The sequence below is a fragment of the Bifidobacterium apri genome, assembly GCF_009299485.1.
GTDB lineage: Bacteria > Actinomycetota > Actinomycetes > Actinomycetales > Bifidobacteriaceae > Bifidobacterium > Bifidobacterium apri.
Map to the genome: position 1 here is coordinate 39859 of NZ_WBSO01000002.1, position 20460 is coordinate 60318.

Here is a 20460-nt window from a genome sequence, read left to right on the forward strand (position 1 = left end):
GCCGCCGGTTCACGGTAGGAAGTATCCTGAGCAGTATGAAGCTTACTGACATCACCCCAGCAATCGCACTGACCCCGCTCGACGGACGCTACCACAAGCAAACCGCCCCTCTGGTGGAATATATGAGCGAACCGGCGCTCAACCGGGAACGCATGCGCGTGGAAGTCGAATGGATGATCCTGCTCGCCAACGGGTTCGCGGGCAACGGCAACCAGCCGATCGTCCCGGGTGTCAAGCCGTTGACCCAAGCGGAGCAGGATTATCTGCGTGCCATCCCCGAACAGTTCGGCGCAGAAGGCATCGCGCGGCATGCGGCGCATGAGGCGATCACACATCATGATGTGAAAGCGGTTGAATACTACATCGATGATGAGCTTGACCACGCGGCTGACGCGCTCGGCGCGGACACCCAACTGACCCATCTGAAAACCCTGGTGCATTTCGCCTGCACCAGCGAGGACATCAACAATCTGTCCATCGCCCGGTGCGTGAAGAACGCAATCGAACAGGTGTGGCTGCCAGACGCGCAGGCGATCGTCGACCTGCTCACCGAGAAAGCGGACCAATATCGCGATATGTCGCTACTCGCCCTGACCCACGGCCAGCCTGCCACGCCGACCACGCTCGGCAAGGAGCTCGCCGTGTTCGTCCACCGGCTCAACCGACAGCTCAAGCATGTGCGCGAACAGGAGTACCTTGGTAAGATCAACGGCGCCACCGGCACATTCGGCGCGCATCTGGCGGCGCTTCCGGACGTCGATTGGATCGCGGTGTCCAAGGAATTCGTCACCAACCGTATGGGATTGACGTGGAACCCGCTGACCACGCAAATCGAAAGCCACGACTGGCAGGCGGAACTGTACGGGACCATCAGCCACACCAACCGCATCCTGCACAATCTCGCCGTCGATGTGTGGATGTACATCTCCCGCGGCGTGTTCGCGCAAGAACCTGTGAAGGGTGCCACCGGTTCGTCCACCATGCCGCACAAGGTCAATCCGATCCGTTTCGAGAACGCCGAAGCCAATCTGGAAATCTCCTGCTCCCTGTTGGACACGCTCTCCGCCACGCTGGTGGAAAGCCGCTGGCAGCGCGATCTGACTGATTCCACCACGCAGCGCAATATCGGCTCCGCGCTCGGCTACTCGGTGCTCGCGCTGACGAATCTGCTCGGAGGTCTCAAGTCCATCCATCCCAATGCCATCGTTATCAGCCGCGAACTGGACGAGAACTGGGAAGTGCTCGGGGAGCCCATCCAAACAGCGATGCGCGCCGGGGAACTCGCCGGCGAACCCGGCATGGATCACCCGTATGAGAAGGTCAAGGAGCTCATGCGCGGGCACAGCATCGGAAAAGCGGATGTCGAACGGTTCATCGACGAGCAGTCCTTCGACCCTGCCACTGCGGCACGGCTCAAGGCACTGACACCGGCCACCTACACCGGGGCGGCTTCGAAGCTGGTCGATTTCGACCGCCAGTAAGTCCATGTCATGTATGGCAATCCCTACTGGGGCTTCGCCATACGTGATCCCGACATGAAGGCGCGTCACGGCCTGAAACGGCTGTGACGCGCCTTCGCCACGTTCATATGCGCAGGTCCAGCGAACCCGCGTATGTCACCATCCTGGAAAGACAAGCCGTGCATCACAACCCAGCATCACCGACAGAGGGCATCGAGTCCAAGGACGCCGACGCGCGCCAGCATCCCGAGCAAGCCTGTCAGCCAGAGCACCAAGAGACACGACAACCTGTCATTCATGACGTCGCGCCCCGCAGAACCCGTGATTTCACCGATCTGACCCACGCGTTCGCCGCGCTGCTTGGCATGGTGGCAGTCCTGCTGATCGCCGCCTATCTCAACGGCATGACCAAAGGCGTGGAAACGGACGCGCGGAACGCCGGGCAGGCGCTCGACTGGCTTATGGACGTCCCCACCACCCTACTGCAGCAACTGACCGCCGTATGCATCGTGCTCAGCGTGCTCATCCAGATTCTGATGAACCGTGAATGGCTCCACTCGGTCGTTTCGATTCTCGCGCTGCTCAGCGGTTACGGTTGTTGCGCAGCACTGAGCGCCGGACTGCACGCGACCGGCAGCATCAACCTCATCTCCGCGCTCGCATCCAACGGAACAGGCGCCTCTCCCCTCTCATTGCTGCCGGACATGTATGCCGGGCTTGGAGCGTTCCTCACCGTCGCCGGGCCGAGACGCATCCATTCCACCGTGCGCTGGGGCTGGAACACGTTGTATATCGTCGCGGCGATCCTAATCATCGTCTCGTGGCATTCCGTGCCCGGCGTGCTCGTCTCATTCGCCTTGGCACGCGTCGTCGGTATGCTCATTCGATTCGCCGCCGGCAGCGAGAACAAAGGTATCTGGGGCAAGCACTTGGCCGAAGCCCTGCACGGGATCGGCATCGACGTCGCAAGCCTGACCCGCCGCATCGATGCGAATAATGAAAACGCGGTCATCCAAACCTGCGTGGATGACGACCTGATCGAGAATTCACGCATCTACGACATGACCGACACCGCTGGCACTGCGTATGTGGTTTCCGTACTTGACGACCAAAAACACAGCGCCGGCTATTTCAGCCAGCTCTGGCAGTGGATCAAGCTCAACGGGGTTGTCGTGCGGCGTGACCGTTCCGCTCAGGACGCGATGCATCATCATCTCGCCATGATCCTCGGCTTGCGCAATACCGGCCTGCAAGTCCCGTCGGTATATGGAGCGGCGGATGCCGCCGAATCCTCCATTCTGGTGTTCAACTCCACCACCCGGCTGACGCCGTGCGATCTGCACCATCTCAGCGACGCCCAGGCACGAGAGCTGCTCGCCTACCTCAAGCACGCCAACACGCGCGGATACACCCACCGGCGCATCACCCCGTCCACCATCGCGATGCTGGATGGCAGCACCCCGGTTATCGCAGGATGGCAGAACGGTGATTGCGCCAGCAACACCGCGAATATGGCTCTTGACAAGGTCCAGCTGCTCGCCCTGTTGTGCGCGTGCATCGGCGTGGAGCGCTCCGTCGCCGCGGCACGTGACGTCTGGGGGGATGCCACCTTGATCGATATCGCCCCATTCGTGCAGAAAGCAGCCGTACCTGCAGCGACCCGCGCACTGGACGGCTGGGACAAGCATCTGCTCGGCGCCTTACGCGACCGGCTGAAAACACTGTTGCCTGAAGACGCCGACGAACAGTTGGAAACCGTCACACTCTCGCGCTTCAGCCTGCGGTCCTTCATCGCATTGACCCTGACCATCGTCGCCATCGCGGTGATTTTCACCCAGCTGCGCCCTGACGCGATGATCCAGGCGATCCGCAACGCGAACCCGTGGTGGGCGTTGTTGTGCATGGTCTTCAGTGTGGTCGCGTGGATAGGCACCGGCGTGACGCTCGCCGCCTTCATGGACCGTGGCAAACGCCATCCCTTCGGTATCTTCTGCTCACAAGCGGCATCCGGCTTCACCGCGGTATCCATGCCTGCCGGTGTCGGACCAGCGTTTGTGAACCTGCAATTCCTGCGTAAAAGCGGCTACAAGAACACCGCGGCGACCGCAATCATGAGCGCCGTCGTCGTCTCCCAGGCGCTCACCACGGTTGTGCTGCTGCTCGGCATCGGCGTTTTCTCAGGCCGCAACACCCTGACCGGCATGGTGCCTACGAACACGTTGATTATCGCCATCGCCACCGTGGCTTTGGTCATCTCCTTGGCAATGATCATTCCGCCGGTGCGCAAGACCATCATCACCACATATCTGCCGATTATCCGCTCGTATGCCCGGCAGCTTATTGAAATGCTCACCAAACCCAAAGAGTTCGGCGTCGCCATCGCAGGCGCGATTATTCTGAACCTCGCCATCGGCATGGGGTTCTGGGCGGCGCTGCTCGCCTTCGGCTACAGGACGAATCCCATCGAGACCATGTTCATCTTCATCCTCGCGAACACCTTGGGTTCGGCGGTGCCTACACCGGGTGGCCTTGGTGCCATCGAAGCGGCCCTCACCTTCGCATTCAGCTCTGTCGGTGTGCCTGCGGCGGTGGCGTTGTCGGCCACACTGCTCTACCGGATTTGCTTCTACTGGCTGCGTATTCCGCTCGGCGCGCTCGCCATGCAGTGGCTGGACCGTCATAATCTGATCTGAATGTGCCGATTTGCCGAAAAGTGACGAAAAACCCTGAAAATAGCCGCGTTTCTCTAGAACCTGCGGTATTATCTACAGTTGACACGGCCTTCGTAATGTGGAAGGCCCCCGACAAGAAGGATGCTTTATGGCATACAACAAGTCTGATCTCGTCTCGAAGATCGCTCAGAAGTCCAACCTGACCAAGGCTCAGGCAGAAGCCGCCGTGAACGCGTTCCAGGATGTGTTCGTTGAGGCAATGAAGTCCGGCGAAGGCCTGAAGCTCACCGGCCTGTTCTCCGCTGAGCGTGTGAAGCGCGCTGCTCGCACCGGCCGCAACCCGCGCACCGGCGAAACCATCAAGATCCCGGCTTCCTACGGCGTGCGCATCTCCGCAGGCTCCCTGCTGAAGAAGGCTGTCGCCGAGTGAGCTGACTTAGGCTTCACCCTGTGATTCAGGACAACGAAAACCCCGACCATCGACGGTCGGGGTTTTCGCATATACGGGGGTATCACACCGTTCAGCACGATGACGGCGATGCCCACCATTCGAATCGCGGACGCTCAGCATCCGGCACCGGCATACGTGAACCGCGAAACGTCGAAAACCGTGAAACGTCCAACATCGAGGCAGTCCAACGCCGCTCGCCGCATCACTGCGTTTGACCGGCAGCGTCCTCGAGTTGCGCGAGCATATCATCGAATGCTTCACTGGGACCGGCGTCGAAAGGATCAAGCATAACCACCTCGCCATGGACCGGCTCCGTAAGCGTCAGGCGAGTCCAATCACAGGAAAAACGCGCGCCATGCCGTTGCGCCTCCCGGATGAACCGCCCGCGCATCGCCGCACGGGTATCAGCCGGCGGCTGTCCGACCGCCCGTTCGACATCCTGCTCAGACGCCAGTACCCGCATCATGCCGCGGCGCACCAAGGCGGGATACACGCTGCCGTTGACGATATCGTGATAATCCATATCGAGCTGCTGCGCACGCCACGCATCAATCCGCTGGCCACGTCCACGCAACGCGGAAAACAGCCGGTATTTCGCCGCCCAATCGAGCTTGTCCGCGAGCGCATCCACATCGTTCGCCCTGAGACGGTCAAGCAGCTCCTGCCAATCGTCCATGACGCGAACCACATCCGTTCTGGGCAGTGAAGCGGCAACAGCATGCGAATCGGCGGCCATGGCTTGCCTGACGATATCCAGATAATGCTGCTGGATATCCAACGCGCTGGCGACACCTTGCGGGTGCCATGCCATTCCCTCGTCGCCACGGTCCTGGGCAAGCTGCACCAGTGCAGTACCTGTGATATCGCGACTGATCGCCCGATTGGCGATACTTGGATCGGCAAGCGCGCACGCTTGGAATCCCGATGCTCTGCCGGCACGCACACTGGATTCGATCGCGCCGAGAACCAGATGCGTCGTCGCCAGCTTCATGAACGTGGCGAACTGAGAACGGTTGGAATCCCCAATGATGACGTGCAGTCTGCGGAACTCCTCAGGGTCGGCGTGCGGTTCATCCCGCGTGTTGACCATGGGACGGGCCCTCGTGGTCGCCGAGGAGACGGCTTCATCAAGATAATCGGCACGTTGCGACAGTTCGAATCCATGATCGGTGATCCGTCCTGCACCGGAAAACAGTTGCCTGGTGATCAGGAACGGAAGCAACTCACGTTCGATGACCGGCAGCGGCACGTATCGGCGCACCAGATAATTCTCATGGCAGCCGAAGGCATGACCTGCAGAATCGACGTTGTTTTTGAACACATGGATGATGGCGTCGTCTCCGACCGTAGACCGAATACGCTGCTGCGCCTGAAGCGCCAGCCGCCGTATCACCGATTCGCCGGCAAGATCCTGCACGAGTGCGTCCAGAGGGTCACGCGTCTCGGCGGTCGCATATTCCGGATGCGCACCTACGTCGAGATACAGCCTCGCGCCGTTGCACAGATACGTGTTCGTCGATCGGGCTTGAGCGACCACCGGCATGAACATCGTCGAAGCGACTTGTCTGGCATCCCCGTGGCGCTCGCCGCCTGTCATGGAGACACCGTATTCGGTTTCGATGCCGAAAATCCGTGCGCCGGTCTCGTATTGCGGTGAACGGGGCACCTTGGCGGCGTCGGAACCCGTGAGCGCATGAGTACCGCTGTCGCGCAGCTGCGGCATCACTGACCGCCTTGCTGTACGAAGCTGCTCACATAATCTTGAGCGTTGGTTTCCAAGGTGGCCGCGATATCGTCAAGCACCTGATCGAGCGCATCAGCTTGGGGTTGCGCCTGTGCGCGTTCCACCGGCTGGTGTTCTTCATCGGCGCGACGTTCCTGTCGCGCTTGGCCTTGGGCTGCGTATTCCTGCGGCATGGCCCGCTCCTTTCGATGCGACCGATTGTTCACAATCCTTACCAGCCTACCGCGTTCGTGGGTCGATTGCCTGCTGCCGGCCGAAACGCAGAAGACAGACCGTACGGCATGCCGACGCTGCGGCTGTCGCAGCACCATGGACAGCACGCCGGCCGGTTAGTGCAGATATGGACGCAATTGGTCGATCAACAGGCCATTGCTGGCGACGACATCGTTCTCCTCACGCCAACGGATATCCTCACCATCCCACCGGGATACTTGGCCTTGTGCCTCGCGTACGACCACGGTACCGGCGGAGACTGCCGGGATGTCCCAAGGATGCAGATGAGGTTCGAAATACGCGTCATACGTCCCGTCGGCGACGCGGCACATATCCAACGACACCGGCCCGACCCGCTTGATGTCCGCGGGCTTGCCGGCGAGTGCGGACACCACGTGCAAGGCACGCTCCGATTCCGACGGCACGTAGGACATGCCGTAGCTGATGACCGAGCCTTCAAGGCTGGCACGTGTGGTGGGGATGATTTTCTGCCGTTTATCGCCGAATGGCGTGCGCCAGATGCGGATCGCGCCCTTGCCGCGCGCGGCAAGATAGGTCAACTCGAGCGCCGGAGCATGGACGATGCCAAGCACCGGGTTCGCGCCCCCGTGTTCATCGATCTCGAACAACGAAATCGTCACCGTCCACTCGGACATGTCACGGACGAAATTGATGGCGCCATCGATACGCCCGACGCACCAATATCGCTCCCCCGGCTGGCAATGTTCAGGACGATCGTGCCAGAAGCCGTTGAACCGGTCAAGATACGTCAACCGGTTTTCGATGAACGGCACCAGTCGTTCGTTCACCGGCAGTACGGGAGGTTCTCCTGGAACATCAGGAATATGCGCCTCGACCATATTGGATGGGTTCGCTTGCGCCTGGAACGCATGCTTGCCTACGTCCTGTGCCACGCGTGCTGCTTCCAGCGCCAGCTGTTGCAGATCCATGTTCCTCCACCTTCACCTGTCGTTCGCCGGATCCTGCCGGCTCGGACGTGACGCGACGCCGTTCAGACCAACCGTTGCCACGCCACGCATCACGAAACTTTCTTGGATATCTTACCTGTCAGCGATGATGTCACGCAGCACGTCCGCCGCCGATTCGCCCTGAGCCAAGCCGCGACGCACGGCGTGTTCGCAACGCTGACGCGTCCACACCAGCGGATCGGACATATCGAATCCGAACAATGAGCCGTCTGATTCACGTACCGTCACATGCGACCATGACGCCGCGACGACCTGCGCCGTGAACTCCCCCACGATATGCGCCCGCAACCATGCGCGCGTCGTATCCGGCGCCTGTGAAGTCGCCTGCGCGACCATGGCGTCGGCATCCGACCCGTCAAGTCGCTCGGTATGGGTCTTGACCGCTTCGAACAGCGAAACGTTCGGATCCAATGCCGCCCAACGCAAGTCAAGCGCGACGATTCTGGGATCCAACCAGGAAATCTCCTGTCCTGAAACGGCAAGGCGGCGGCGCATCCGTTCCAACAGCTGCCATTTGAGCAGCCATTCCAAGCGTGAGCCCTCATCGGCCATCGTCAGGCGCGTCTCATCGTCCGCATGTCTGACCGCGGCGACATCAGCGAGCGCCCGGCGCCACATGCCGACGATTCGGCGCGTCTGCGCGTCAGGCCACACGGGAGTGCCCTGACTGTCGGTGCCATACCGCATCGCGGCGACTTCAAAAACCGCGGTGAGCAGCCGTGTCTGGATCTGCCATGCCGTCAACGTTCCCCCATCGGCAAGTCGCAACGGAGCAGCCAATGTCAGATCATGCGAAACCTCATGCATGGCTGTCACCGGATCGTCCAATGCCACCGATGCAAGCAGCGCGTCCACGTCATAGGAGACTTCCGGCGCCGTCTCCAGCAGCCACAACAGCAGGCTCGTCGTGCCGAGCTTCAACGCCTGCGGCACATCCATGCGGTTGGCGTCCCCGACGATCACATGCAGACGGCGGTACGCATCGGTGCTGTGCGATTCGTCGCGCGTGTTGACGATCGGCCGGTCGAATGTGGTCTGCAAACCGATGCGCATATGGATGTAATCGGCGCGCTGGCTGAGCTGGAAGCCCGCATGTTCGCAACGTTCTCCCAATCCCACGCGGCCCGAGCCCGCATACAGCTGGCGGGTGACCAGATGCGCAGTCATCAGCGCCGCAACCTGGCTGAACGGTACGGAACGCAACATCATGTAATTCTCGTGCGTACCCCAGCTGGCACCCTTGCCATCGACATTATTGCGGTGCAACACCACCGGCTTGCCGGTGTTCCGTGACGCTTCCTGCGCGGCGTGGCCCATGATCACGTCACCGGCATGGTCGTAGCGGACAGCCTCGAATGGATCGGTCGTCTCAGGCGCGGAATACTCGGGGTGTGCGTGGTCGACATACACCCTGCCACCGTTGGGCGCGATGATATTGGTGATGTGCAGCTGAGGCGCGTCCGTGAGCATGTCAGGACGCGCGGCGGCACGCTCCAACCGGTGTCCGCGCGCATCATTGACCGGATCCTCCTGCCGGTAATCCCAGCGGATATCGCCGCGCGTACCGTCGTCGGCGGCGGCGACCACGTCGAAACTCAGTCTGACCGGATTTGCGCGGGCGTCGCCCGGCCGACTGACCGCATATTCGGTTTCCGTTCCCATCACCCTGCGAACGCTCATTCGTCCTCCTTGGCCTGCCTCACGTGGCGCACTATGCGATACGGTTATGCACCGTGCGCGGCGGCTCCCTCAGTATCGGCATCATAACCCGCCGTATAACCCGCCGCAGGCCGGATACGCACCACCCTGCCACCGGCGATGCCATTGATCCGCGACCACTGTGCCGGATCGGCGTCAAGTACCGCATCACGCGTCTCCCGGAATTCGCCGTCCACCGCACCGGCGAGCATCTCAACCGTCAGCGCGACATCCGCCCCGGTTTCGATGGACGCCTTGACCGCCCGGGTCTTGGCGCGATCGACGATGTTCTTGAGCATCGCACCCGATACAACATCACCCAGATACAACGGGGACCACACCCCGGAATCGTCAAGGACATCCGCCACATGCCGATGTTCACCATGAGCGAACAGGTCATGCACCAGCACCCCGACCAAGGCGGCAGTGTCAACACCGGGCTCAAACGGCAGATCATCGGTCAGATAATGCCGCACAATCTGACAAGCCTGTGCTTCGCGAGGCCTGTCGATGCGGATCTTCACATCCAGACGTCCCGGCCTCAAAACCGCCGGATCGATCATATCCACACGATTCGAAGCGCCGATCACCATCACATTGTCCAAACGTTCCACGCCATCGAGCTCAGCGAGGAACTGCGGGACGATCGTCGTCTCCACATCGCTGGAAACCCCCGAACCGCGCGTGCGCAGCAGTGAATCCATCTCATCGATAAACACGATGACAGGGCGCCCGTCCTGGGCACGCTCCCTCGCACGCCGGAATATCAAGCGGATCAGCCGCTCAGACTCACCCACATACTTGTTGAGCAGTTCCGGCCCCTTGACCGACAGGAACACCCCGGAACCGGCGTCCGTCCCCTCGGCAAGCGCATGGGCGACCGCCTTGGCGATCATCGTCTTGCCATTGCCGGGAGGGCCGTACAGCAGGATGCCCTTCGGTGCGCTGAGATGATATCTGCGATACAGTTCCCGATGCTGGAAGGGCAGTTGGACGGCATCCCGGATGCGGCCGATCTGTTCATCAAGACCGCCGATATCGTCGAAGGTGACATCGGGGACCTCCTCCAGCACCAAATCCGCATGCTCCTCAGGCGCAAGCACATCGAGCGCGAACCGGCACGCAGGGTCGACCAACACCCGGTCGCCCGGCTCAACCGCCGTGTCCAGCGACGCGCCCGCCTGACGGATGACCTGTGAGGAGCCGCCGGCATCGGCGACCAGTATTCTGCCATCGGCGAACACCTGCTTGACCTGCCGCACAGCGCCGAGCTGGTCGGCATCCCTGCGCGCGACCAGCACCATGTTCTCGTTGAGCAACACCGTATCGCCAGGTTTGAGACGCGACGCGTTCAACGTCGTAGCAACCGGCACAATCAGGCGGCGGGCACCGGAGAGGACTTCCGCACTTGCATGCTGGACACCGAAATCATCAGTGGTGCAGGATTCAAGAGCGACCATCGTCGCGAAATTCAGCGGCGGCTGAGCGAACTGGCCGAGCTGGGACTTGGCTTTCGTCAGCTCCTGGCTCGCCCGGGTAAGCGCCGCCGCCAACGCATGGTTCTTCGCCATAAGCTGGTCATTGGCTTGGGCGAGCTCATCCAGCGCACGGTCGCGCGCTTTCAACGCGTCGGCTTGGGAATCCTCCGCGTCACGCTCCTGCGGCATCCTCATCTCATCATCGCTCATGGTCGTCTCGCTTTCCTGCGATGGCTCGCGTCACCGCTCCTGCAGGTCGTCCCTCGTCGTCGCCACATGGTCAGGTTCGTCCGTCTCCTGTCCGCGCGCACGACGGCTGGCAACCAGCTTACGCGCCCGAAGCACGATGAACGCGAGCACGATCACGATGACGACCCCGATCACGACATCTTCGAACACATTGAGCACGCCCAGGATCGAGCACCAGTTATCGCCCAGCACATAGCCGGAAGTGACCAAGATCGTGTTCCAGACCGCCGAACCGAGCAGCGTCCAGCCGCTGAATTGCACCAGGCCCATGCGATTGAAACCGGCAGGAATCGAAATCAGCGAACGGACGACGGGAATGACCCTGCCGATCAGCACGGACCATGTGCCGTACCGGTTGAACCAATCACCGGCACGATTGACATCGTCACGGCTCACCCCCGGAATGATGTCGGCGGCGCGATGGATGCGATGCAATCCGACCCATCGCGACACGCCGTACAAGGCCAGCGCGCCGATCAGCGAGCCGGCGGTCGCCCACACAATGGCCGCCGCCAGGGACATCGTGCCGCGTGAGGCGGTGAATCCGGCGAGCGGAAGGATGATTTCGCTGGGAATGGGCGGGAATATGGATTCGAGCGCGATGGCAAGCATCACGCCGATACCGCCAATGGATTCCATCAAATCCACCAGCCATGTGGTGATGGTGCCGATGAGGCCGCCGTCGGATGTATCGCACATGGGGGCAGTGGTCGCAAGAGCATAAACACGCATGACGGCATTGTCCCAGTATTTTCCGACAATCGAAGGCATGATCGATGAACCTTTGCAAGCTCCGAACGAATCCGCCCCCACACTCGCCCGCCCCGGCATCCTGGTGATGGACGTGGATTCCACGCTCATCGATCAAGAAGTGATTGACGAACTGGGGGTCGCCGCAGGTGTCGGCGAGCAGATCGCCGCCGTCACCGCACGCGCGATGGCGGGTGAGCTGGAGTTCTGTCAGGCGCTGCGCGAACGGGTCAAACTCCTTGCTGGCTTGCCGGTGAGTGTGTTCGACGAGGTGTATCACAGGGTCACCTTCACCAATGGCGCGCTCGACTTGATCGATACCTTGCACCAGCATGGCTGGACAGTCGGTGTGGTCAGCGGCGGATTCCACGAGGTGGTGGACCGCTTGGTCGAAGACGCGCATATAGACCACGCGCTGGCGAATCAGCTGGAGGTCGTCGACGGCCGGTTGACCGGCAACGTCCTCGGTGAAATCGTATGCAAAACCACGAAACTCCATGCGTTGCAGGCATGGGCGCGGATGGACGGCATGCCGGTCGATCAGACGGTTGCCGTCGGTGACGGCGCCAATGACATTCCGATGATTCAGGCGGCTCAGCTCGGCATCGCGTTCTGTGCGAAACCGAAAGTGCAGCTTGCCGCCGACGTTGCGATCAACGAGCGGGATCTGCGCCACGTACTCGATCTGCTGTCAGGCGACTGAGCGTTCCGATCTGCTTGTGCCGACGCTGACGGTGTTTCCAGCGCCGGCACAAGCGGATGGCCGGAACGGTTGTCCCCGGTCTAATCGCAGTATGCTTCCTCGCTCAGCCGGGCGCCCCTCGCCCAGTCCGCCGCGCGCATCGCTTTCTTGCCTTGCGCTTTGACTTGGATCAGTTCCAGGGGCTGGCTTTTCGTGCCGATCCACACATGCTTCTTGCTCAATGCGAGTTTGCCCACGGCCAGCGCCCCCGGCAGGTTCGGGTCGCCCATGTCGGCGGGCGCGGCTTCGAGCACGTGCAAGGTTTGGGATTCGTCGCGCGTTCCCTCGGCATACAGCGTGCACCATGCGCCGGGATGCGGTGTGCATGCGCGGATTTGCCGGTCAGCCGCGAATACCGGCACATCGAAGCGGATATGCGCGTCTTCGGTGCGGATCTTGTCAGCGATCTCATACGCGCCCTGAGGCTGCTCCACCGGGCTGATACGCCCTTCCGCCATCGCCTCAAGCGATGCGGCAAGCAGGTGCGAACCATCCTCGGCAAGACGTTCCAGCAGTTCGCCGGCGGTCTCATGCGCGCCGATTTCGACCGTGGACTGGGCGAGCACCGGCCCCTCATCCATACCACGGGTGATACGGAACACCGTCGCCCCGGTAATCGTATCGCCCGCCCAGATCGCGCGCTGCACCGGAGCGGCTCCACGCCATTGCGGCAACAGCGAGAAGTGAAGGTTATACCAGCCCAAAGGCAGCGCATCCAATACCCGCTGTTTGAGGATTTTGCCGTAAGCGACCACCGCCGCGGCCTCAGCGCCGGTGGCGGCAAGCTCGGCGACGAAGCATTCCTCCGACGGATCGGATTCAATCACCGGCAGTCCCAACGCCAATGCGGCCTGTTTGACCGGGCTCGGCGTCAGCTTGCGGCCACGGCCTTGCGGCGCATCCGGGCGGGTCAGCACCGCCACGACCTCAAAATGCTCCGTGTCGGCAGCCAGCAGCTTCAACGAAGGCACCGCCACATCAGGCGTACCCGCGAACAAGACCTTGAGCATAATCCTCGATTCTTTCCATCCACTCGCCATACAGGAACCGGCATGATCGCCGTCCATATTCAACTGCACAGCACCTTACCAGAGACGCCGCATGGCTGTCGGGCCGGCGCGATCGGCAATCAATCCAGCACCGGCGCGATGGGCACGCCCGCAGCGATCAGGCAGGCGCGCAGACGCCTCGGGTCGCTAAATCTGATGCCGCGGATTCCCGCCTGATTCGCCCCGACGATATTCATCGCCTTATCGTCGATGAACACACTGTCGCAAGCCTGAATGCCAAAAGTCTGCAACGCGTATTCATAGATATCGCGTTGCGGTTTGCGCATCTTCACCTGACCGGAGACGACCTTGCCATCGAGCATGCCCAGCAGGTCACACCCCTCTTCGGCGATACGGTAGAGGTCCTGCTGCCAGTTCGACAGTCCCCATACTCCGATTCCGGCGGCATGAAGATCCTCGATCAGCACGCGGGCGCCGGTTACGACACCGGTCAGGGAGTCACGGAAGTTGTCCACGTAATAGCGCATCATCGACGCCCACGGTTCGCCTCTGTGCTCACGGACATACGCGACACCCTCCTCAAGCGAGGCACCCGCGTCCATCAGATCGTTCGCATCGTAGAAGGAAGAGACATCGTTGTCGAGGAATCCGTCGACGAGCCGCTGGCTGTACCGCGGGATCATCACCGCTTCGGGATCCCAATACAGCAATACATTGCCGAAATCGAAGATCACCTGGGTGATCGGAGCTCCGTCGGACGCCGCGGCGGCATCCAGCGCCATCAGCTCGTCATATGCCATCTGCGGTTCTCCAGGCCAGCCTTTCATATCCACCTCGCTCGGTTATCATCGCGCAACACCCGTCGGCGCGATGCTCCCTGTTCCTGACACTCCAAGCATAGCCGGACGGCAAGCGTGCAAGACATGGCGCATGGCGCATGGCGCGTGACATGCTCGTGCTAAGACTGGAGTGATGGCATCAATTCTGCGTCTCATCGCTTGAGACGCCCAACGTATGGAGGAACCATGCTGAATATCGAACAGCTTGACGCCAACGGCAAGTCCGTGCAGGGCACGATGGTGGTCGCCCCCGGCGGCGAAGGCCACCCGAATATGATTCTGGTACAAGGCAGCAAAGGCTACCTGATGTGCGGGTATCTCAATCTTGCCGCCGCCGAGAAATTCGGCGACGCCGCGGTGCTCGTGGGCGGCGCGGATTTCGCCGCAGTGCTCGCCAACCCGATCAAGGGCATGACACAAGCCGCCCGCCAGGCCGGCGTCAAAGACGGTATGACCGGCGCCGAAGCCGCGGCAGTACTCGCCTGAGACGACAGCCTGACCGGGATTGACCGTAACGGGTCCAATCCCGACTCAGATCAGGTCCTTCGGATCGAGTTGGAAGCGCAGCTCGCCGGGTTCGCGTGAAGCGACATGCCGGGCGCTTTCCCGGTGCAGACGCTCAGCGAGTTCGGCGCGTCTCGATGGAGTTACGCGTACCACCGCTTTGACCCGGTCCGCCATGGTTTCAAGCTCACGCGCATCAACCGTCCGCGGCGGTGCGATCGGCACCGGGCCCAGCACCGCCGGCATCGGGCCGAACGCCGTATCCAGCAACGCCCAATCGCCTCCCGCCAACAATCCTGCCCCTTGAAGCATCATCCGGACCGCAGGACGCGACCCCCATACGCACGCCGAAGCGAATGCAGGCGGCAATCCTGTCTGTGCGCGCTCCTCAAGCTCCTTGGCGGCAAGCAACCGCGCATTCCAAGTCATCAACGACTGGGCGACCAGCGGATCCGCCTCCCCGATCAGCATCGCCTGACCGCCATCAGACCGTGGCGCGCACCATTGCACGGCTCGCATCCACGAATCCAGTGCATCGACCCGGGCATCGACCCCGGGAGCGTACAAGCTGGTCCAGGCGTCGAGAATCGCCACCGCCCGGTATGCCCCCACGCCGCCATCGTCGGAACGCACTCGCGGCTCGGCGCCCGGAGTGGACACGACAAGCATCGGTGCATCCGCAATATCCGCAACTACCCCCTGCGGCTGGTGCGGCGAGGACACCACCATAGGGACATTGCGGAACAGGCCGCGCAACTCCTGCACGGTTCCCGCAGCACCTACCCGTACAACACGCATGCGTTCACCGTGGCAATGCGGGCACACCCAATTCACCGCGGCGGCGGCGCACCAACGGCATCTGGGCTGTGACACCCCCGGCACCATTTCCAACGGGCCGGTGCACCGCGCGCACCGCGCCTGCCTGTGGCACGCCGCGCAACTGAGCGTCTGCGCAATGCCATCCTGAGGAATGGACAACAGTACGGGACCAGTTTTCAACGCCCGCGACAACACAACGACCGCGGTGTGCGGGACCCGCGCACCGATCGTGGGGTCGGCGAGCCGTGCAAGCTCCTCACGATTAAGCCACCTGATCCAAGGCGAATGCTCCTTGAGCGCCGCCTGCAACGGCTGAACGGACGTGCTGTACCCGCTGACCGGCGTTTGAGCGACATGCCCGCCATCGGTCTCCCACTGGCTCAACGGGCTTCGTGCATTGCCGAGCGCGACGAACACCCCGTCATGCGACCTGGCCCTCAGACGCAGCACGCCACGGGCATTCGCGTACGGCATCATGCCGTCCGTCTGCTGATAGGCGGTATCGTCGACGATGACGAACATCGCGTTGCCATCGATCGGAGCATACATGGCGGCTCGCGTACCGATGACGCAACGCACCTGCCCGCATGCGACAGCAAGGTAGGAACGATACCGTTCCGCCGGGGACATCGAAGCGCCAAGCACCGCGATATCGCCCATGTACCCGCCCTGTTGCGAAGCGCGCGGGCCGAAAACCCGCAAACCGAACGACCGCAATTGCCGCACGGCATCGTCAACGGCGCGCATGGACGGCATAACCGCCACAACCCCACGGCCCGCGGCGAGCGCACGCAACGTCATCCACGCGAACACCACAGCCCAATGTCCGGGCCCTGGCATGGCGTCGACGACGAAAGCTCCTTTGCCTCCTGCAGACAACGTATCGCCGAGCATACGCAGGTTCTGATAATCAGGCTCGAGGACTTCGCCCAGATCATCCGCATGCTGGGTGCACATCGTCTGCTTCTCTCCCGCATCCCTGTCGAATGAGGCGGCTAGCCGTTGCTCATGTTCGACGCGCGCCACGCGTGGCGGGACGGCGAGTCTGACGATATTGGCGCGGGTGCCGCCGTATGCCTGTGCAATCAGCGTGATGTCGTCCCGCAGCTTCGCGGGCACGAGAATCTCGCCGCCGAGCACTTGCTCGAGATATCGCAGTGAGGAATCCGGCGTCTCGCTGTGTTCCGCCCGTTCCCAGATGATGCCGTTGACACGTCTGCCGCCGAATCGCACGCGCACCAATGTGCCCGGCAACGCTTGCGCGTCTTGGTTGTCTTGTACGAGATAGTCGAAGGTCTGTCCCAAGTGCGTGGCCTGCACGTCCAGTACGACGCGGGCGATCGGCGCATGCGCGGCACGTTGCCGCTTCGCCGTCGTGCGCTTACGTCTGCGCCGCGGCTCAAGCCCGTCGAAGGCGGGCTGTTCAGCGTCTGGGATAGTCATGGTGTTCACCATATCACCTGTGCTGCGGGCGTGCCGCCGGAGAGCGGAAGGACGCCGCATAGGCATACTGAAGGGGCGCGGGATGCGGCTTGTCTTGCCGCCCCACGCCCCTGGAAACGCATGCGATGCGATCGACCGGGCAAACGCCCGATTCAGCATGCCAGATCAGGCCTGATGTACCCACCATGGCCGAAGCGGATAGGTGTCGGTTCCTTCCTCATTCGGTTTGACGCACAAGTACTGGTGAATCTGGATGTTGTTCATCTCGAAGTTGTATGCGCACCCGGCCATGTACAAGCCCCACAGACGCGCCTTCGGCTCGCCGACCAGTTTGACGGCCTCGTTCCAGTGGTCCACGAGATTGCGGTTCCAATGGTGCAAGGTCAGCGCGTAATGCTGGCGCAGGTTCTCCTCATGAATCACTTCGAAGCCGGTATCCTGGATATTCATCTCGATCTCACCCGGGGACGCGAGCTGGCCGTCGGGGAAGATATACCGGTCTATGAACTCCCCCGCCGCATGCCCGGCATGCGAGTTGATGCGGGTGATCTGATGGTTGAGCAGCATGCCGTTGGGCTTGAGCTTGTCAAAAATCTCACGGAAGTAGGACGGATAGTTCTTGACGCCGACATGCTCCATCATGCCCAGAGAGCAGATGCCGTCGAATCCGGCTTCCGGCACGTCGCGATAGTCCATCAAGCGGATTTCAGCGAAGTCTTCAAGCCCCTCGCGTTTGATCCATTCCTTGCCCCAGGCGACCTGTTCGTCCGCGAGGGTCACGCCGATGACGTGGATGCCGCGCCGGGCGGCGACGACCTCCATCGATCCCCAGCCGCAGCCGATGTCAAGCAGCCGGTCGCCTGCTTTCAGACCGAGCTTGTCGAGTACCAGGTTCAGCTTGGCCTCCTGCGCGGCCTCCAACGTGTCGGTCGGCTTGTTGAACACAGCGCATGTGTACGTCATGGTAGGCCCGAGAATAAGCCGGTAGAAGTCGTTTGACTGGTCGTAATGGTAGCTGACGGTGGCCGCATCCCCCGCTTTGCTGTGCGGAAGCAGACCTTCAGCGGCACGACGCAGACGGCTCGGTCCTTCAATGCTCGGCGCCTTCGGATGCCGGATGCCATGCGAAGCCACCGAGGCGAGCGCTTTGGCCACTCCGACCGGATCGGGCTGATGGAAATAGGGCTTGACGTTGACCAAGTCTTTGAAGACCTCGTACGGGTCGCCCGGGATCATTTGCGGCGAGGAAATGTCACCTTGCAGATATGCGCGAGCCAGCCCCAGCTCATTGGGGTGGTCGACCATGTAGTACACCGCCCTTGAATTGTTGACCTTGATGCATATGGGTGCATCCGCCCGTCCGAATACCGACCCGTCGAACGCCTCGACGCGCAACGGCGCATTCGGTTCGACGAAAAGCCCTATCATCTGTGCAACGGTCATACCTGCCATGTGTCCTTCTCCTTCTGAGGATCGCGATGTTCCAACGTGCTTCCCATTCCAATCGCCGGCGAACTTCGTTCCGGCGAACCTATGGAAACGTGCCGGGCAGCATGGTGCGCCCGGCACGTTTCGGTCATGACAGTCGACATCGGCTCTGCGGCCGATACAGCGGCGTCATCATGGTGTCATCGCTCATTTGATGGCAGCCTTCAACTCGTCGACTTTGTCGGTCTGTTCCCATGTGAAGTCCGGATCGTTGCGGCCGAAATGGCCGTAAGCCGCGGTCTTGGAGTAGATCGGGCGCAGCAGGTCGAGCTCATCGATGATCGCCGCAGGCCGCAAATCGAAGACCTTGCGGACGGCCGCCTGGATCTGGTCGCGGGTTACACCGCCGATTTCGGTGCCGAAGGTTTCGACATTGACGCTGACCGGATCGGCGACACCGATCGCGTAGGCGACCTGGACCTCGACTTTGTGTGCGAGACCGGCGGCGACGATGTTCTTTGCCACCCAGCGGGCCGCGTACGCCGCGGAACGGTCGACCTTGCTCGGATCCTTGCCGGAGAACGCGCCGCCGCCGTGGTGGGCAGCACCGCCGTAGGTGTCGACGATGATTTTGCGTCCGGTCAGACCGGCGTCCGCGGCAGGCCCGCCCAGCACGAATGATCCGGTCGGGTTGACCAGGATGCGATAGTCGTCGTGGCGGACGTCGGTGCCCAGCACTTCGGCGAGCACCGGCTCGATCACATGCTCTCGCAACTGGGCGAGCAGCCAATCATGATCGACTTCAGGGTCATGCTGGGTGGATACCAGCACGGTGTCCAGACGAACCGGCTTATCTTCCTGGTCGTATTCGATGGTCACCTGCGTCTTGCCGTCCGGACGCAGATGCGGGACTATGCCGTCCTTGCGCACTTGAGCCAGGCGGAAGGCCAGCCGATGCGCCAGATAAATCGGCAGCGGCATCAGAGCCTCGGTCTCGTCGGTCGCGTAGCCGAACATCACACCTTGGTCGCCGGCACCCTGCGCCTCATAGCGTTCCTCACGGGAGGCCGCGGACTCCTGTTCGCGGTTGAGCCGGGCGACGCCCTGGTTGATCTCCTTGCTCTGCTCGCTGAGTGACACCACCACGCCGCAGGAATCGGCGTCAAGTCCGATATCGGAGCTGGTGTAGCCGATGTTGCGCACCACATCTCGCACGATGCGCTGGATATCGCTGTACCCTTCGCTGGTCACCTCGCCGAAGACGAAGAACTGGCCTTTGGTGGCAGACGTCTCCACGGCGACGTGCGAATGTGGATCCTGCCGCAGCATGTCATCGAGGATTGCGTCCGAAATCTGGTCGCAGATCTTGTCAGGATGTCCTTCGGTGACGGATTCCGCCGAAATCAGGCGACGCTCCATATTCCCCTCACTGTCTTTCCGCCGTTATCCGCCCTACGACGGCGACGGAAAACCGAGGCAGGTATCACAACACAACATGCAACTGGTTAGTAAGAATAATGCCCCCGGCCGAATTTCACCATACCTATATGGCAGGCGAATCCGGCACAGGGGCATATGCAGACGTGTCCAGCGATCAGTTGCCTTCGCTCAAATCATCCTCACCCAGCGTCTCCTCCAGAAGACCGCTGTTGATTTCGCGGAAAGCGATAGACAGCGGCTTCTCCTGGTTCTCGTATTCAACCAGCGGGCCGACATTCTGCAGAAGACCCTCATTGAGCTGCGTGAAATACGAATTGATCTGACGGGCGCGCTTCGCGGCGAAAATCGCCAGCGCGTACTTGGAATCAGCGTGCTGCATCAGGTCGTCGATAGGCGGATCCGCGAGTCCCTGCGGATGCGGCTCAGTGCCAAGTGCCATAGGTGTCAATCTCCCATCATGCGCATGGCCACACCCATTGCGGGCGTGGTACTTCAAAATCATCAGTATAATGTGAGGCCACGATATCCCGA

The 20460-nt window shown here is 61.6% G+C and carries 17 protein-coding genes; 5 read left to right on the plus strand and 12 right to left on the minus strand.

What is annotated here, in order from left to right; genetic code table 11:
- Positions 1-35 precede the first annotated feature (35 nt).
- The 3 genes from purB to DSM100238_RS01615 all read left to right on the plus strand — a co-directional run bounded on the left by purB (position 36) and on the right by DSM100238_RS01615 (position 4562).
- Positions 36-1481 carry an adenylosuccinate lyase gene (gene purB / locus DSM100238_RS01605; RefSeq protein WP_152355018.1) on the plus strand — a complete coding sequence of 482 codons (1446 nt, stop codon included), beginning with the start codon at positions 36-38 and terminating at the stop codon, positions 1479-1481.
- Between the two features lie 107 nt (positions 1482-1588).
- On the plus strand, positions 1589-4153 hold the full coding sequence (locus tag DSM100238_RS01610; RefSeq protein WP_152355019.1) for a lysylphosphatidylglycerol synthase transmembrane domain-containing protein: 2565 nt from the start codon (positions 1589-1591) through the stop codon (positions 4151-4153).
- Positions 4154-4280: 127 nt separating this feature from the next.
- Entirely contained in the window at positions 4281-4562 is a 282-nt protein-coding gene (locus tag DSM100238_RS01615; RefSeq protein ID WP_015450672.1) for an HU family DNA-binding protein, read from the plus strand.
- Between the two features lie 223 nt (positions 4563-4785).
- On the opposite strand, the gene DSM100238_RS01620 is transcribed toward DSM100238_RS01615, so the two are convergent.
- From DSM100238_RS01620 to DSM100238_RS01645, 6 genes are all read right to left on the minus strand, one after another.
- Entirely contained in the window at positions 4786-6306 is a 1521-nt protein-coding gene (locus DSM100238_RS01620; RefSeq protein ID WP_152355020.1) for a proteasome accessory factor PafA2 family protein, read from the minus strand.
- A complete protein-coding gene (locus DSM100238_RS01625; RefSeq protein WP_152355021.1) occupies positions 6306-6500 on the minus strand; it encodes a ubiquitin-like protein Pup in 195 nt (64 codons plus the stop codon). Before DSM100238_RS01625 ends, DSM100238_RS01620 begins: the two co-directional genes overlap by 1 nt.
- Positions 6501-6656: 156 nt before the next feature.
- Positions 6657-7490 carry an inositol monophosphatase family protein gene (locus DSM100238_RS01630; RefSeq protein WP_152355022.1) on the minus strand — a complete coding sequence of 278 codons (834 nt, stop codon included), beginning with the start codon at positions 7488-7490 and terminating at the stop codon, positions 6657-6659.
- Between the two features lie 111 nt (positions 7491-7601).
- Positions 7602-9209 carry a depupylase/deamidase Dop gene (gene dop / locus DSM100238_RS01635; protein ID WP_167510978.1) on the minus strand — a complete coding sequence of 536 codons (1608 nt, stop codon included), beginning with the start codon at positions 9207-9209 and terminating at the stop codon, positions 7602-7604.
- A gap of 44 nt (positions 9210-9253) precedes the next feature.
- Complete coding sequence (gene arc, locus DSM100238_RS01640) at positions 9254-10894, minus strand: proteasome ATPase (protein WP_167510989.1); 1641 nt, start codon at positions 10892-10894, stop codon at positions 9254-9256.
- 51 nt (positions 10895-10945) lie between these two features.
- Positions 10946-11686, minus strand: a complete 741-nt coding sequence (locus DSM100238_RS01645; RefSeq protein ID WP_152355172.1) for a DedA family protein — start codon at positions 11684-11686, stop codon at positions 10946-10948.
- A 37-nt stretch (positions 11687-11723) separates the two neighbouring features.
- Between DSM100238_RS01645 and serB the strand changes: the two genes are divergently transcribed.
- Positions 11724-12407 (plus strand): phosphoserine phosphatase SerB, encoded by a 684-nt coding sequence (gene serB / locus DSM100238_RS01650; protein ID WP_167510979.1) that lies wholly within the window; start codon positions 11724-11726, stop codon positions 12405-12407.
- Between the two features lie 80 nt (positions 12408-12487).
- On the opposite strand, the gene fmt is transcribed toward serB, so the two are convergent.
- Together fmt and DSM100238_RS01660 are read right to left on the minus strand one after the other, a co-directional pair.
- Positions 12488-13456, minus strand: coding sequence for a methionyl-tRNA formyltransferase (gene fmt, locus DSM100238_RS01655; protein ID WP_152355173.1), 969 nt, complete (start codon positions 13454-13456; stop codon positions 12488-12490).
- Between the two features lie 119 nt (positions 13457-13575).
- Positions 13576-14283 carry an HAD family hydrolase gene (locus DSM100238_RS01660; RefSeq protein ID WP_152355024.1) on the minus strand — a complete coding sequence of 236 codons (708 nt, stop codon included), beginning with the start codon at positions 14281-14283 and terminating at the stop codon, positions 13576-13578.
- 198 nt (positions 14284-14481) lie between these two features.
- Between DSM100238_RS01660 and DSM100238_RS01665 the strand changes: the two genes are divergently transcribed.
- Positions 14482-14781, plus strand: coding sequence for a DUF1805 domain-containing protein (locus DSM100238_RS01665; RefSeq protein ID WP_152355025.1), 300 nt, complete (start codon positions 14482-14484; stop codon positions 14779-14781).
- A gap of 45 nt (positions 14782-14826) precedes the next feature.
- Here the strand turns inward: DSM100238_RS01665 and DSM100238_RS01670 are convergent, their stop codons facing one another.
- The 4 genes from DSM100238_RS01670 to rpoZ all read right to left on the minus strand — a co-directional run bounded on the left by DSM100238_RS01670 (position 14827) and on the right by rpoZ (position 20368).
- Positions 14827-17061 (minus strand): primosomal protein N', encoded by a 2235-nt coding sequence (locus tag DSM100238_RS01670; RefSeq protein WP_152355026.1) that lies wholly within the window; start codon positions 17059-17061, stop codon positions 14827-14829.
- Positions 17062-17226: 165 nt separating this feature from the next.
- The gene (locus DSM100238_RS01675) at positions 17227-18513 is read right to left on the minus strand and encodes a class I SAM-dependent methyltransferase (RefSeq protein WP_152355027.1); all 1287 of its coding nucleotides are present in this window, start codon (positions 18511-18513) and stop codon (positions 17227-17229) included.
- Between the two features lie 183 nt (positions 18514-18696).
- Positions 18697-19908, minus strand: a complete 1212-nt coding sequence (gene metK / locus DSM100238_RS01680) for a methionine adenosyltransferase (RefSeq protein ID WP_152355028.1) — start codon at positions 19906-19908, stop codon at positions 18697-18699.
- A 175-nt stretch (positions 19909-20083) separates the two neighbouring features.
- Positions 20084-20368 carry a DNA-directed RNA polymerase subunit omega gene (gene rpoZ, locus DSM100238_RS01685; RefSeq protein WP_015450687.1) on the minus strand — a complete coding sequence of 95 codons (285 nt, stop codon included), beginning with the start codon at positions 20366-20368 and terminating at the stop codon, positions 20084-20086.
- Positions 20369-20460 lie beyond the last annotated feature (92 nt).